The organism is Streptomyces sp. NRRL F-5135 (genome assembly GCF_000719775.1).
Lineage (GTDB): Bacteria > Actinomycetota > Actinomycetes > Streptomycetales > Streptomycetaceae > Streptomyces > Streptomyces hebeiensis.
Map to the genome: position 1 here is coordinate 80,443 of NZ_JOHR01000025.1, position 14,561 is coordinate 95,003.

Here is a 14,561-nt window from a genome sequence, read left to right on the forward strand (position 1 = left end):
CGCGCGCTCGGCCACCGGCCGGCTTCGGCCACGGCCCTCTGTCGCGGTCGTCGGCGCGCCGTGGCGCTCACACGACGGTGACCGGGTGCCGGACGACGGCGTCGAAGAAGTAGCCCTGCGTGTTGTGCGTGGCCTCGACGGGCTGCGTCCGGCCGACCGTGTCCGTGGCGCGTGCCAGCAGTTCGGTCCTGCCCGGTGTGCCGGGGCGCCAGGGGACGCTCCAGCGTGTCCAGCCGTCCCGGCGCGGGGCGTCGTGCGCACGGGCCGGGCGCCAGGTGGCACCCGCGTCGGTGCTGACCGACACCTCCCGTACTCCCCCGGCGCCGGACCACGACCTGCCGTGCAGAACGTACTCGCGGCCCGCGTCGAACGTCTCCCCGCTCGCGAGTTCGAAGGCGCTCTTGAGCGTCTGCCGGGTCAGCGGTGGCCCGCCCCCTTCCGGGTGAGCGGGGCCGAACAGCCGGTAGAAGTCGGTGTTCCAGGGCGAGTACAGCGGTTCGGCGGAGACCTCGATGTCGCCGACCCACTTGACCGAGGAGATGCCCACCCAGGAGGGAACCAGCACCCGCACCGGGTGACCGTGGTCGTACGGCAGCGGCTCGCCGTTCATCTCGTACGCCAGGATCACGTCGTCCAGCGCCTTGGCGACCGGCAGGGGACGGCGCACCCGCCCCAGGTTCACCCCCTCCGTCACATACTCGTCGTCCAGGCCACGCGGCATGACGTCCACCGCCCTGCGGTCGAGCCCGGCCCGCCGCAGCACCTCCGACAGCCGGACACCGCCCCACCGCGCGACACCGACGGCGCCCAGGGTCCACGCCGTGCCGGAGACGGACTGCCCCTGCTGAGTGGCGTACAGCGAACGGCCGTTGCCCGCGCATTCGACGAAGGCCGTGTGCCGGACGGCAGGCAGCGCCCGCAGGTCGTCGAGGCCGAACTCGACGGCCCGGTCGAGGCCGGGCGCGCCGCGCAATCCGCTTCCCCACAGCTTCAGACGCCACCGCGCCGGATCGATGACGGGAGTGGTGGTGTGGTTGCGGACGAAGAAACGGTCGGCGGGCGTCAGATAGCCGGTCTCCCGCAGCGCCTGCCATCGCGTCTCGGCGTTGGTCCCGCGTACGGTGAACCACTCGGCGGGCAGCGGCTTGACGATTCCGCCGGCGGACACGGTGGCGGACGTGATGGTGGACGCGGCGCCGGAGCCGGCTGTCGACGCGGCGACGGCCCGTGACGCGGACGGCAGAGCCGCTGCCGTGGCTACGGTGGCGAGCAGGGCCAGCAGGTGACGGCGGGACATCCCGTCCGCCCTGGCCGCGCCGGCGAGCCACTGCCCCGACCGCAGCCGGTCGTAGGCGACTTCATCGGCCGGGCCGGGTCGGGAGACGTCTCTCATGATGGCCTTTCCTCTCCTCCGCCGGGCCGACGCGCGACCACACGGTCCGTGGCACGGGTGTACCGCCCACGACCGTAGGGCCGTAGTGCTGCGGCAGTGTGAACGGCGTGTGGCAGGGCGTCCCGCGACGCGCGCTCCCGTGCGATTCGGGCGCGTTGCGCGCGTCGGCCACCGAGCCCTGCGCCCCGGCGGGAACCGCCGCGCTCGGGGCTGCCCCCGCGGCGTCGGCGCCGTCAGCCCGCTCGGGTCGCCACCAGTACATGGCTGTCGCCGAACTGCCAGACTGGCGCCGCGTGTTCGAAGCCCGCCCGGCGCAGCAGCTCCACGTGGCGGGGCAGGGAGATCGCCTCGCCCGCCTCCGTGATCGGGCCCCGCCGCTCGCGCTCCTCCAGCAGGTCCGCGAGTTCCGGGTCCTCGCCCACCGCCGCCCACCAGGTGTCCCAGTCCTCGTGGGCGGAGACCCCTTGCCGCCGGGCGCGGCAGCGGCCCACGTGTGCGGCGATCCGGGCGTGCCGGGCGCCGGTCTGGCACAGGTGGTCGGCGTTGATCAGCACGCCGCCCGGGCGCAGCATCGCGGCCAGTTGGGCGTAGGTGGGCCGCAGCGCCGCCTCGGAGAGGTAGTGCAGGGCCGTCGTGGAGACAGCCGCGTCGACGGGCCGCCGCAGCCCCAGGGCGTCGGTCCATCCTGCCGCGCCGATCTCGGCGTCGACATAGCGGGCGGCGTCCGAGCGGTGGGTACGGGCCAGTTCCAGGAGCAGCGGGTCCATGTCGACCGCCACGATCTCCGCCCGCGGCAGGCGCGCGGCCAGCCGGGCCGCCAGGGACCCGGGGCCGCACCCGAGATCGAGGATCTGCGGGCACGGCTGCCCCTCCGTCACGTGCTCGACGACATCGGCGATCACCGTGAACCGCTCCTCGCGGTCGACGGCGTAGCGCAGTTGCTGCCGCTCCCACCTTCGCACCCACGATTCAGCCGCCGCCATGCTCAGCCCCATCGACCGTGCCGCCCTCACTCGTTCCCGTACCCGACCGGTGACCCCAATCTACCGTAACTGAAAACGGTTCCCGTTACGCGCTGTGCATCGCGAGCGCGTTCTCCGAGTGGGTCACTCCAGCGTGCGCAGGACGTCGAGGAGCCGGTCGATCTCCTCCGGTGTGTTGTAGACGTGCACACTGACCCGCACGGAACTGGTCTTCTCGCCCGCACCCGACTGGCAGTGGTCGTCGGTACGGACCATGAAGCCGTGGCTGAAGAGGATGAAGCCCATGTCGTGCGCGCCGATGTCGCGGTGCCGGAAGGTCACGATGCCGCAGCGCGGCTGTACCCCGCTGCCCGGGTCCAGGCTCTTCTGACAGCCCAGCACCTGGTACGGGGCCAGCTTCCGCAGGCCGTCGGTGAGCCGGAGCGCGAGGGCCGTGGTCCAGCGCTCGATCCGGTCCGTCCCGGCCGCCTCCAGCCAGTCGAGAGCGGCGGACAGCCCGGCGGCGCCCGCCGTGTTGGGGGTGCCGTCCCATCCGCCGGGGGCGAACCGGGGCCCGCGCGCCTGACGCGCCCAGACGGCGCCCGAGCCCGGCAGCGCCAAGGCCTTGTGCCCGGAGAACACCACGAAATCCACGTCGAGGTCGGCGACGGACACCGGCAGGTGCCCCACGCTCTGCGCGGCGTCGAGGCAGATGGGTATCTCCGGCCCGACGGCCCGCCGAATGCGCTGGACGTTCATGTCCGCACCGTAGACGTGGTGCACATGGGTCGCCGCGACGAAGCGGGTCCGGGGCCCGACCGTCTCGGCGAGGGCCGCCGGGTCGTAGTCGCCGGAGGCCGCCTGGTACGGCATCTCGCGCACCGTCACGCGCACTCCCCTGGCGGCCAGCAGCTTCTGGAGGTCCAGCCAGGGGACCAGATTCGCCTGATGATCGGCGAACGGCACGACGATCTCGTCACCGTCGGTCAGGACACCGGGCAGCCAGTCGAGCGCGACCGAGCGCAGCCCCGCGGTGGTTCCGCTGGTGAAGAAGACGTCCGACCGCTCCGGCGCCGGGTCTGCGAAGAAGGACTTGATCCTGGCGCGCGTGTCCTCCAGCAGTGCGGTCGACGCGTTGGCCCAGGGATAGGTACCACGGCCCGCGTTGGCGTTGACGGTGGTCAGGTACGTCTGGACGGCGTCCAGGACCGCGCGTGGCTTCTGGGACGTCGCGGCGCTGTCCAGGTAGACGAGTTCGGGATGCTCCGCGATGATCGGGAACATGGCGCGCAGGGGGCGTTGCCATCGGCTCAGGTCCTCCGGGAACGATTCCTCGCGGATCAGGGAGACGTCCTCCTCGGTCATCTCGTCAGTCCCGGACCAGGGGGGCGCCAGCATCGCGCCAGGCGATGATGCCACCGTCGAGGCTGCGGGCGTCGGTGTGTCCCATACGGGTCAGCAGGGCCGCGTAGCGCGCCGATCTGTCCCCGACGGGGCAGGCCAGCAGCACCGGTTTCGTCCTGCTGAACGGCAGCCCGCCCCGCACGAGTTCCCCGAACAGTTCGTCGGTGATGTTGATCGCGTGCTCGATGTGCAGGGCGGCGTACGCGGACGGCCCGCGCAGGTCGATCACCAGGGGTTGCTCCCGCGATATCCACTCCCGTGCCTCGGGCACCCCCACGGTCGTGACGGCCGCGACGTCGGCCTCTGCCACGTCCAGCAGCGAGTTCTTGCGGGCGGGCCGCCCGGTCAGTTCGGGACGGCGCCGCTTGACGTAGCTGAGGTAGCTCTCGATGCGGTCGCAGACGATGAAGACGGCGGACCGGCGTTCCCCGTCGGCCGTCAGTTCCTCGTCCGCCGCGCGAAGTTGCCGCACCGTACCGAAGTACGCGGCACCTCCGGTGGGCCCGGCGAGTATGCCGCAGCGGCGGGCCAGGGTGAGCATCCCGTCGATGGCCTCGTCCGAGGTCACCTGCTCCATCGTGTCGTAGGTGGCCGGGTCGAACAGGCCGACCTCGTGCACTTCGTCGATGGTACGGATGCCCGGGATGAAGTCGGACTTGTCCGCGACCAGTCCGACGACCCGCACCCGGGAATCCTGCTCGCGCAGGGCCCTGGCGACACCGGTGGAGGAGCCGGCGGTGCCCACGCACGCGACGAACCAGTCCGGCACGCGCCCGTCCAGGTCCTTCACGATCTCCGGTCCCGTCCCCAGGGCGTGTGCCTCCGTGTTGCGGTCGTTGTAGTACTGATCGGTGTGCAGGTAGGCGCTGTCCGGATCGGAGAGGGCCCGGTGGAAGAGGGTGAGCGGGTCCTCGGTGTCGGTCGGGTCCAGGCACTCGCTCCGCCCCGGCAGTTCCTCTATCTCGGCGCCGAGCAGCAGGAGCAGTTCCTTGATCTCGGGCACCCGCATCCTGTTGGTGACGCTCTTGAACGACAGGCCGTGCATACCGGCGAGGACCGACAGGGCCTTCGCCGTGTTGCCGCTGGACAGCTCCACGATCTGGCTGCCCCGCTCCTTGGCGGCGGCCAGGCCCGGGCGGACCATGTTCCAGGCGGCCCGGTCCTTGACCGAGCCGAAGGGATTGAACATCTCCAGCTTGGCGTACAGGTCGATGTGCCGCAGACCGTGCACCGCCGGATCGATCCGCACCAGCGGAGTGTTGCCGATGACCTGGGTGATGCTGTCGTACCTCATGCGCTCCCCTCCCGACACAGCGTCGGCCAGTACTGCTCGTCCAGACACCAGCGCCAGCTCTCGCCGTCCCGCCACACCGCGGCCTTCCGCGCGGCCGGCAGTTGCTGGGCGCGACTGGCCTGGAAGTCCATGCAGTAGCCGGCGGTATTCACAAAGCCCAGCAGGTCGCCCGGGACCGGCAGGCGCGGCAGGTGGACCTTCCTCCGCGATATGAGATCCGCTTCCAGACAGAGGCCACCCGCCAGGTAGACCCCGGCCGCCGGATCACTCCCGGCGGGGCGGGTCCCGCCGTCCCCGAGCACGACCGGGTCCATGAGGACACCGTGGTCCTCGAGGCCGATGTCGTCCGCCTTGGCCGCCAGGCGTACGAGGTGGTCCCCCCGTTCCGTGCGACGCACCTCCAGCACCCGGGCGAGCGTCAGCCCGCACTGGTCCGCCAGCGCGCGGCCGGGCTCCGTATAGAGGTCGTACAGGTTCTCCAGGAGCAGCGCGGACAGCGGACGGCCGCCGAGGGAGGACGCCGGGGCCGACAGCAGTTCGTCGAGGTACTCCTCGCCCGCGGCCGGCCGGTACGCGGGATAGAGCCCGAGCGCACCACGCACGGTCCCGGCCTCGGCGCGCAGTCCGTAGCCGTGTCCGCGCCACGTCAGTTCGGGGCGCTGCCCGAGGACCGCCTTGGTGAGTTCGGTCGTGTAGCGCTCCCACTGCTCGCGCCGCGCGAGGTAGTTGACGCCGAACCCGCCCCCGATGTCCACGACACGGGGCCGCAGTCCCCGCTCCCGTACCGCGTCCAGGGCCCGGACGCTTCCTTCGAGCGCCACGGCCTTCTCCGCGACGCTGGTGGTGTCCAGGTGGAAGCCCACGCCGATCAGATCGACGGCCTGGTGGTGCTCCGCCACCGCCTTCAGCAGGCCGTCCAGTTCCCCGGCCGGCGAACCGAACCTGCTGGTGCGGCTCAGCACCCGGGCCCCGGGCGCCTCGAACGCCGACAGCCGCAGGAGAATTCGTACCCGGGGTAATGCGTACACGCGCACGAGCTCCGCCAGGTCGTCCAGTTCGGCACGGCCGTCGACATGGACCGTCGCTCCCGTACGGGCCGCGAGCCACAGGAACTCCGGCGTCTTCGGGCCGGTGGCCATGATCCGGTCCGGGGTGAACCCGGCCCCGAGAGCGTGCTGCAACTCGCCGAGCGATGCCACATCGGCGCCGGCGCCGGTGGCCGCGAGCCGGCGCATCAAGGCGGCGGAACGGTTCGTCTTGTGCGCGAACCAGATCTGGCCGCCCAGCCGGTGCTTGGCGTACATCGCCCGGAAGGCCGTCACGTTGTCGGCGATCTGGTCGGGGAGCACCACGTTCAGCGGTGACCCGAGCGCGTCCACGAGCCCGCGCAGGAAGTCCTCCGCCCGGAGCAACGCCGCCATGCGCGGCGCCGTTCGCGGCTCCAGGTACAGAGGCAGTGCTGCACTCAAGGCCCCTCCTCCGTTCGAGTACGCGATCTTCCGTCCTCGTTCCAAGTGATATTCATTTCCCTTTTCGCGGGGGCTTACGCGCCGACGGCGGATCCACGGCGCGGAGGGAGGCGGTCCGGGCGGGTGGTCCCTGGCCGCGGTCCGTTTACCGCGCCGCGTCGCAGGTCACTCAGGTGGAGCCGAAGCATCCCACCGTGAGGGAGGTCCGATGGCGCGGACGGGGAGCCCGGACGTGGGCCGCGGGCGGACCGTCGAGTCGGTACGGGTACACGCGTTCGAGGTGCCCACCGACGGCCCGGACGGCAGGGAGCAGGACGGCACGCTGGAGTGGGGGGCGACGACCCTCGTGCTCGGCCTCCCCCTGTTCCGTACGCTGCCCGCCGCCCACGGGTTCTGCGCGGTCGAGAGGCTGCGCCACCTGGAGTACTTCCACGACCACGTCCGCGTCGAGCGACTGCTGTTCGACGGAACCCTGTCCCCCGACGCCGGCGTCCTGCGACCGGATCCCGCTCGCCCCGGTCTCGGCCTGGAGGTCAAGTGGGCCGACGCCGAGCCGTACCGCGTGCACGGCTCCTGAGCGACTGCCGGACGGGCGGGCGGGCGAGTGGCGGAGAGCGGGGAACGCGGCCCGAAGTACTCGAAGAACCCGAAGAACCCGAAGTCTCCGAGGATCCGGCCGAAACTGCCCGGCCGGGCCGCTCGGTGGCTTCGCGAGCCACTGGCTCCGCTCAGGCGCCAGGTGGGCGGGGCGGAACGGCTCAGGAGTGTCGCGCTGCTCGCCGCGGTGACGAGTCTCGACGGCGCGGACAAGGCGACCCTGGCGGTGAACGCGGGCAGCCTGGAGCACGCCTTCGGCGTCAGTCACGCGGGCATCGGTCTGCTGGCGTCCGCCACGGCGCTCACCGGGGCCGTCTTCACCCTCCCGGTCGGCGCGCTGACCGACCGGGTGAACCGCGTCCGTCTGCTCGGCACCAGCATCCTGTTGTGGGCGGTGGCGACGGCGCTGTCCGGGGCGGTCTCGTCCTTCGCCTGGCTGCTCGCCGCGCGGGTGCTGCTCAGCGCGGTCACCGTCACCGCCGGACCCACCGTCGCCTCGCTCGTCGGCGACTACTTCCCGGCGGCCGAACGCGCCCGGCTGTACGGATACGTCCTCGCGGGAGAGCTGCTGGGCACCGGTGCCGGCTACCTCGTCTCCAGCGGTGTCGCGGCCCTGGGCTCGTGGCGGCTGTCCCTGGCCTGGCCCGCCCTTCCCGCCCTGGTCCTCGCCCATGTCGTCCGGCGCGCCAGGGAACCCGCCCGGGGCGGGCAGCCGCCGTACATCGGAGGACGGGCCGCGCCCGGGAACGGCCACGGCCCGGCGGGCGCCCGGCCGCACCCCGGGACCGGCACGGGGAGCGCCCGGCCGAGGCCCGGCGCACCGCCAGTCGCGGACCCCGCCGCGCTGTCGTTCTGGCAGGCGGTGCTCATGGTGCTGCGGATCAGAACCGTCATCGTCATCATCACCGCCTCCGCCCTCGGCTACTTCTTCTTCGCCGGCGTGCGCACCTTCGCCGTCCTGTTCGCGACCCAGCACTACGGCCTCGGCCGGGCCTCGGCCGGGCTGTTCATCCTGGTCGTCGGGGTGGCGGGCGTCGGCGGACTGTTCCTGGGCGGCCGCACCGCCGACCGGCTGCTGGACCGCGGATACGTGAACGCGCGGATCATCGTGCCCGTGCTGGCCTCCCTGGCGGCGCCGCTGGCTCTCGCACCCGCCATCGTCTCCACCTCCGCGCTCGCCGCGGCACCACTGCTGGCGCTGGGCACCGCACTGCTCACCGCCCCGAACCCGCCCCTGGACGCCGCCCGGCTCGATGTCGTCCCGCCGGGGATCTGGGGGCGGGCCGAGGCGGTCAGGACCACGCTGCGCACCCTTGGGGAGTTCTCCGCTCCCCTCGTCTTCGGGTACCTGGCCGCCGACGTCTTCACCCACGACGGCCTGAAGTGGGCCTTCCTCGTCTGCCTGGCACCGCTCGTGGGGGCGGGGCTGCTCGGCCTGGCGGCACTGCGTACCTATCCCCGCGACCTCGCCGCGGCCTCGGCGTGGTCCGGCCGTGCGCGGGGATCCTGAGGGGCCGTGCCCGGTGGCGCGGCGGACGCCGTGCGCCGTCCGGCGCGGTACGGCGGGGTGCGCCGCGCCACCGGGCCGCCGTTCGGCCCAGCGCCGGTTTGCGTACCGGCCCGGCTGGCTACAGAGCAGCGGCGGTGCGACGCGGTCCGGGCCCTGTGCCAGGGGCGTCACCCGGCGTCCCGTCGCCTGTCGTCGTACGTCTCGGGAGGGGCCGTGTCGCAGTTGGAGAAGGACCTGCGGGGAGAGCCGCCGGCCCTCACGGCCAACACCCGGATCAGCATGGGCAGCCGGCTCAGGAACTATCTGACCACCACCGATCACAAGACGATCGGCAGCATGTACCTGGTGACGTCGTTCGGGTTCTTCCTGCTGGCGGGCGCGCTCGCGATGCTCATGCGGGCGGAACTGGCGCGCCCCGGCCTCCAGGTCGTCAGCAACGAGCAGTACAACCAGTTGTTCACCATTCACGGCACGATCATGATGCTGCTCTTCGCCACGCCGACCTTCGCCGGGTTCGCCAACGCGATCATGCCCCTGCAGATCGGGGCGCCGGACGTGGCCTTTCCCCGGCTCAACGCGCTGACCTACTGGCTGTTCCTCTTCGGCGGGCTGATGGTCGTCTCCGGCTTCGTCGTCCCCGGGGGCGCGGCGTCGTTCGGCTGGTTCGCCTACGCGCCGTTGAACAGCGCGGTCCGCACGCCGGGGGCGGGCGGCGACCTGTGGGCGACGGGGCTCGTCCTGGCCGGCCTGAGCACCACGCTGGGCTCGGTGAACTTCATCGCGACCATCGTCTCGCTGCGTGCCCCGGGCATGACGATGTTCCGGATGCCGATCTTCACCTGGAACATCCTCTTCACCTCCATCCTGGCCCTGCTGGCCTTTCCCGTGCTCACCGCCGCACTGCTGGCCCTGGAGGCGGACCGGAAGTTCGGCGCGCACATCTTCGACCCGGCCAATGGCGGCGCGCTCCTCTGGCAGCACCTGTTCTGGTTCTTCGGTCATCCCGAGGTGTACATCGTCGCGCTGCCCTTCTTCGGCGTGATCACGGAGATCGTGCCCGTCTTCAGCCGCAAGCCGACCTTCGGTTACATGGGCATGGTGGGCGCCACGATCGCCATCACCATGCTGTCGGCGTCGGTGTGGGCGCACCACATGTTCGCCACCGGCGCGGTGTTCCTCCCGTTCTTCTCCATGATGTCGTTCCTGATCGCGGTACCGACCGGGGTGAAGTTCTTCAACTGGATCGGCACGATGTGGCACGGCAGCGTCTCCTTCGAGACTCCGATGCTGTGGTCGACCGGCTTTATGGTGACGTTCCTGCTCGGCGGCCTGAGCGGGGTGCTGCTCGCCTCGCCGCCACTGGACTTCCAGGTCACCGACACCTACTTCGTCGTGGCCCATCTGCACTATGTGCTCTTCGGAACGATCGTCTTCGCCACGTTCGCCGGATTCTACTTCTGGTGGCCGAAGTGGACCGGCCGCATGCTGGACGAACGCCTCGGCCGGATCCACTTCTGGACGCTCTTCGCGGGCTTCCAGGCGACGTTCCTGGTCCAGCACTGGCTCGGCGAGGGCGGGATGCCCCGCCGGTACGCGGACTACCTCGCGGCGGACGGGTTCACCACGCTCAACACCATCTCGTCGATGGGCGCGTTCCTGCTGGGCCTGTCCACGCTGCCGTTCCTGTACAACGTCTGGAAAACGGCTCGTTACGCGCCCACGGTGGACGTCCACGACCCCTGGGGATACGGGCGGTCGCTGGAGTGGGCCACCTCCTGCCCGCCACCGCGGCACAACTTCCACGCCCTGCCCCGGATTCGCTCGGACTCCCCCGCCTTCGACCTGCACCACCCGGAATTCATGAGCCTGCCACGGGGAGAGCGGGGCGCCGAGAGGCCGACACCGGACACGCACGGAAAGCAGAGCGCGTGAAGACCGAGGCCCGTCTGTTCGCGGGAGTCGCCCTGTTCTTCCTGGTGACGGACACGTTCTACATCTGGTTCGCCCGGGAGCCCGCCGGCTCCGCCGCGCTGGCCGTGTCCTTCCTGATGGCGGCGGTCATCTCGTTCTTCTGCGCCGCGAACCACCGTCGCAGGGGCGAGCGGCCCGAGGACCGGCGCGACGCCGACGTCAAGGACCGGACAGGGCCGCTGGACTTCTTCCCGCCGTACAGCGCGTACCCGCCCATGACGGCCCTCGGCGCGGCCTTCCTCGGGCTGGGTGTCGTCTACGGTCTGTGGCTGTTCCTCATCGGCCTCGGCGTCACCGTCGCGGGCGTCACGGGGATGGTCTTCCAGTTCGCGGGCCGCGACGACTGACGACGACCGGCGACCGGCGACCGACGACCGGCGACCGGCGACCGGCGACCGGCGACCGGCCAAGGGTCAGGGACGCCGCCAGTCGTCGCTCGTGAGGTGGGAGCCGGCCTGGGGTCCCATCCTGAGCATTCCGCCGTCCACGGCCCAGGAGGCGCCGGTGGTGTACGAGGCCTCCGGGCCGGCGAGGAAGGCGACGACGGCCGCGACCTCCCGCGCGTCCCCCGGACGGCCGAGTGGAATGCCGGGCCGGCGGGCCGCGTGGACGTCGGCGTCCTCCTGGCCCGTCATGGGCGTGGCGATCTCGCCCGGCGCGACCGCGTTGACGGTGATGCCGTGCTCCGCGAGTTCCAGTGCCATCACCTGGGTGAGCAGCCCGAGACCGCCCTTGGCCGCGCAGTAGGGCGCGGCCCCCACACGGGGCTGGTGCTCGTGAACGGAGGTGATGTTCACGATGCGGCCCCCGGTCCCTTGGGAGATCATCCTGCGCGCGGCCCGCTGGGAGCAGAGGAACGGACCGATCAGGTCCACGTCGACGACGCCGCGCAGGGTCGCGGGGTCGATGTCGAGGAACGGGGTGGACGTGCCGGTGCCGGCGTTGTTCACCAGGACGTCGATCGCGCCCAGTTCCGCGGCCAGCGTGTCGACCACCCCCGCGGCGTCCGGCAGTTCGGTGAGGTCCAGCCGCGCGAGGGCGGCCCGCCGGCCCAGACTCCGTACCTCGTCCGCCGTGCCGCGTGCGCCCGCCTCGTCGCCGTGCCAGGTGATTCCGATGTCCATGCCGGCGCGGGCCAGCCGTACGGCGGTGGCGCGGCCGATCCCGGAGTCCGCGCCGGTGATCACGGCGACCGGTGCCCGGGATGTGCCGTCCTTCTGGTCCGGCTCCGTCGTCATCCTCGCCCTCCGTCCCGAGTCCCGCGAGCGTGCCGGCGGTCCGGCACGCCCAGGCACGCGTATGCCCAACGTCCCCCGGATCACGCGAGCCCGCCACCGGACCGGACTGTCGACAGGCTCGCGCTCCCGCCGGACCGCTCCCGCGACAGGCTCCGGGGGGTGGGACGGGGCGCGGTAGGCCGGTGGAGTGGACCGGAGCGGTCTGTTTCCCTCCCGGGGGCCCGGGTACGCGGAGCGTCCTGGCCGCGTGGAGGCGCGGCCGGGGCCGGACCGCCGAGGCCATGGCGGGGCGCGGGCCCGTTTCAATGCCCGGTGCCGGGGTCATGGCTGTGGCGTTGTTGTCGCCCCCTGGTTGGAGAGGTAATGGCTGAGAACAATCCGCTCGCGGCCGCTGCCGAGAAGGTAGCCGCCGCGCTGCGCCGTGACACCGGCCCGACGGACGGGATCCCCGGCAAGCCGGCGGCGCAGTCGCCGCCGCTCGAGGAGCCGGTCGAGCCGCACGACCCGCTGCCGCCCAAACCGGACCAGAGCGGCCCCGACACCGTCACCCCCACCGGCGCCGCCACGGGTGTCGACCGGGCGAGCGTGGCGCAGCACGGCCCGTATCTGACCACCGCGCAGGGCGCTCGGCTGTACGACAGCGACCACTCCCTCAAGGCCGGTGCGCGGGGCCCCGTTCTCCTCCAGGACCACCATCTGCGGGAGAAGATCACCCACTTCGACCACGAGCGGATCCCGGAGCGGGTGGTGCACGCCCGGGGCGCCGCCGCGCACGGTGTCTTCCACGCGTACGGCACGGCCTCCGAGGTCACCAAGGCGGCCTTCCTCGGCAAGGAGGCCACCACCCCCGTCTTCGTACGTTTCTCGACGGTGCTCGGCTCCCGCGGATCGTCGGACACCGTACGGGACACGCGCGGTTTCGCGACGAAGTTCTACACCTCCGAGGGCACGTTCGACCTGGTGGGGAACAACATCCCGGTGTTCTTCATCCAGGACGCGATCAAGTTCCCCGACATCATCCACGCCGCGAAGCCGCATCCGGACCGGGAGATCCCGCAGGCCCAGAGCGCCCACGACACGTTCTGGGACTTCGTCACCCTGCACACGGAGGCGACCCACCACACCCTGTGGAACATGTCCGACCGGGGCATCCCGCGCTCCTACCGGACGATGGAGGGCTTCGGCATCCACACCTTCCGCCTCGTCAACGCCGAAGGTGCCACCACCCTGGTCAAATTCCACTGGAAGCCCAAGCTCGGGGTGCATTCGCTGGTGTGGGAAGAGGCCCAGATCATCAACGGGATGGACCCCGACTTCCACCGCCGGGACCTCGCCGACGCGATCGAGGCCGGCGCCTTCCCGCAGTGGGAGCTGGGCATCCAGACCTTCCCCGACACACCCGAGCAGACCTTCGAGGGCATCGACCTGCTCGACCCGACGAACATCGTCCCCGAGGAGCTGGCGCCCGTTCAGCCGGTCGGGCTGCTGACGCTGAACGCCAACCCGTCGAACTACTTCGCCGAGACCGAGCAGGTCGCGTTCCACCCCGGCCACCTCGTTCCCGGCATCGACATCACCGACGACCCACTGCTGTCGGGACGGCTGTTCTCGTACCTGGACACGCAGATCAGCCGTCTCGGCGGCCCCAACTTCGCCCAGATCCCGGTCAACCGGACGCACGCGCCGGTCAACGACATGCTCCGGGACGGCATGCACCAGACCGCCGTGCACGCGGGCGCCGCGCCGTACCGCCCCAACTCCCTCGACGGCGGCTGCCCGTTCAAGGCGGGGGCCGACACGAGCGCGTACATCGAGGTACCGGTCGAGGTGCCGGAGGCCAGGAAGGTCCGTGACGCGCCCGCCTCCTTCGCCGACCACTTCACCCAGCCGCGGCTGTTCTGGCTGAGCATGACGCCTGTCGAGCGCGAGCACATCATCGCGGCCTACACCTTCGAGCTGGGCAAGTGCTACGAGCAGGCGATCAAGGAACGGGCGCTGAGGGTGCTCGCCAACATCGACCCCGAGCTGTGCGAACAGGTCGCCAAGGGACTCGGGCTGCCCGCGCCGGAGGCCACCGTGCCCCTGCTGGCCCTGGACCCGAGCCCCGCGCTCTCCCAGCTGGGCCGGACCTGGCCGCTGGACGGACGGGTCATCGGGATCGTCACCGACGGGGACGGCGATCTGGGCGGTGTGCGGTCCGTACGGCAGGCGGTCCTCGACGCGGGGATGGTGCCGTTGGTGATCGCGCCGTCCGGGGGCGAACTCGACGCGGACGGTTCGCCGATCACGGTGCAGCGCACGTTCGCCACCGCCCGCTCCATCGAGTACGACGCCATCCTGCTGGCCGGCGTCCCCGGGCCGGGCAGTGACGCGTACGGCGCGCGGGACGCCAAGGCCGGCAACGGTACGCCGGCGTCGGGCACGGCCACCGACCCGCGGGTCCTGCTGATGCTCGCCGAGGCGTTCCGGCACGGCAAGGCCCTCGGCGGCTGGGCCGGCGCCGAGACGGTCCTCGAAACAGCGGGCATCTCCACCGGCGCGCCCGGTGTCGTGACCGGGACCGGCGGGACCGACGTACTGGCGGGGATCACCGAGCTGCTGGGCAGCCACCGGGTGTGGGAACGCTTCCCCGCGGGCGTGTGAGACGGAACCGGTCGGTGACCGCTCTCCCCACGGGCGCCCGTGGCGGCTCTGCTCACAGGCGCCCGTGAAGGTTCTCCTCA

General features: G+C 71.7%; 10 protein-coding genes and 1 pseudogene. 5 read left to right on the forward strand and 6 right to left on the reverse strand.

From position 1 onward, the window contains the following. Positions 1 to 67: 67 nt before the first annotated feature. From IG02_RS0132090 to IG02_RS0132110, 5 genes are all read right to left on the reverse strand, one after another. On the reverse strand, positions 68 to 1,393 hold the full coding sequence (locus IG02_RS0132090) for a sulfite oxidase (protein ID WP_030755933.1): 1,326 nt from the start codon (positions 1,391 to 1,393) through the stop codon (positions 68 to 70). A gap of 233 nt (positions 1,394 to 1,626) precedes the next feature. Further along, complete coding sequence (locus tag IG02_RS0132095; protein ID WP_030755935.1) at positions 1,627 to 2,388, reverse strand: class I SAM-dependent methyltransferase; 762 nt, start codon at positions 2,386 to 2,388, stop codon at positions 1,627 to 1,629. A gap of 111 nt (positions 2,389 to 2,499) precedes the next feature. Beyond that, on the reverse strand, positions 2,500 to 3,720 hold the full coding sequence (locus tag IG02_RS0132100; protein ID WP_051766016.1) for an aminotransferase class V-fold PLP-dependent enzyme: 1,221 nt from the start codon (positions 3,718 to 3,720) through the stop codon (positions 2,500 to 2,502). Positions 3,721 to 3,724: 4 nt separating this feature from the next. Next, positions 3,725 to 5,053 (reverse strand): pyridoxal-phosphate dependent enzyme, encoded by a 1,329-nt coding sequence (locus IG02_RS0132105; protein WP_030755940.1) that lies wholly within the window; start codon positions 5,051 to 5,053, stop codon positions 3,725 to 3,727. After that, positions 5,050 to 6,474 (reverse strand): alanine racemase, encoded by a 1,425-nt coding sequence (locus tag IG02_RS0132110; protein WP_051766001.1) that lies wholly within the window; start codon positions 6,472 to 6,474, stop codon positions 5,050 to 5,052. Before IG02_RS0132110 ends, IG02_RS0132105 begins: the two co-directional genes overlap by 4 nt. A gap of 427 nt (positions 6,475 to 6,901) precedes the next feature. Here IG02_RS0132110 and IG02_RS40045 point away from each other — a divergent pair. The 4 genes and pseudogenes from IG02_RS40045 to IG02_RS0132130 form a co-directional block, all read left to right on the forward strand. After that, positions 6,902 to 7,099 (forward strand): annotated as a pseudogene (locus IG02_RS40045) (mandelate racemase); the annotation flags it as partial. A gap of 27 nt (positions 7,100 to 7,126) precedes the next feature. Continuing rightward, positions 7,127 to 8,629: an MFS transporter gene (locus IG02_RS0132120; protein ID WP_051766006.1), complete on the forward strand. Its 1,503-nt coding sequence runs from the start codon at positions 7,127 to 7,129 to the stop codon at positions 8,627 to 8,629. Between the two features lie 279 nt (positions 8,630 to 8,908). Continuing rightward, positions 8,909 to 10,561 carry a cytochrome c oxidase subunit I gene (gene ctaD, locus IG02_RS0132125; protein WP_078855007.1) on the forward strand — a complete coding sequence of 551 codons (1,653 nt, stop codon included), beginning with the start codon at positions 8,909 to 8,911 and terminating at the stop codon, positions 10,559 to 10,561. Next, positions 10,558 to 10,947: a cytochrome c oxidase subunit 4 gene (locus IG02_RS0132130; RefSeq protein WP_030755952.1), complete on the forward strand. Its 390-nt coding sequence runs from the start codon at positions 10,558 to 10,560 to the stop codon at positions 10,945 to 10,947. The genes ctaD and IG02_RS0132130 overlap by 4 nt, the downstream gene beginning before the upstream one ends. A 66-nt stretch (positions 10,948 to 11,013) precedes the next feature. Here IG02_RS0132130 and IG02_RS0132135 read toward each other — a convergent pair whose 3' ends face one another. Next, positions 11,014 to 11,838, reverse strand: coding sequence for an SDR family oxidoreductase (locus IG02_RS0132135; protein WP_051766007.1), 825 nt, complete (start codon positions 11,836 to 11,838; stop codon positions 11,014 to 11,016). 363 nt (positions 11,839 to 12,201) lie between these two features. Here IG02_RS0132135 and IG02_RS0132140 point away from each other — a divergent pair, with 363 nt between their 5' ends. Next, the gene (locus IG02_RS0132140; RefSeq protein ID WP_030755967.1) at positions 12,202 to 14,481 is read left to right on the forward strand and encodes a catalase; all 2,280 of its coding nucleotides are present in this window, start codon (positions 12,202 to 12,204) and stop codon (positions 14,479 to 14,481) included. Positions 14,482 to 14,561: the final 80 nt, after the last annotated feature.

Coding starts and splice junctions, on each gene's coding strand:
- IG02_RS0132090 (WP_030755933.1), bottom strand. CDS start 1,393: ATGAGAGACGTCTCCCGACCCGGCCCGGCCGATGAAGTCGCCTACGAC.
- IG02_RS0132095 (WP_030755935.1), bottom strand. CDS start 2,388: ATGGGGCTGAGCATGGCGGCGGCTGAATCGTGGGTGCGAAGGTGGGAG.
- IG02_RS0132100 (WP_051766016.1), bottom strand. CDS start 3,720: ATGACCGAGGAGGACGTCTCCCTGATCCGCGAGGAATCGTTCCCGGAG.
- IG02_RS0132105 (WP_030755940.1), bottom strand. CDS start 5,053: ATGAGGTACGACAGCATCACCCAGGTCATCGGCAACACTCCGCTGGTG.
- IG02_RS0132110 (WP_051766001.1), bottom strand. CDS start 6,474: ATGGCGGCGTTGCTCCGGGCGGAGGACTTCCTGCGCGGGCTCGTGGAC.
- ctaD (WP_078855007.1), top strand. CDS start 8,909: ATGGGCAGCCGGCTCAGGAACTATCTGACCACCACCGATCACAAGACG.
- IG02_RS0132135 (WP_051766007.1), bottom strand. CDS start 11,838: ATGACGACGGAGCCGGACCAGAAGGACGGCACATCCCGGGCACCGGTC.
- IG02_RS0132140 (WP_030755967.1), top strand. CDS start 12,202: ATGGCTGAGAACAATCCGCTCGCGGCCGCTGCCGAGAAGGTAGCCGCC.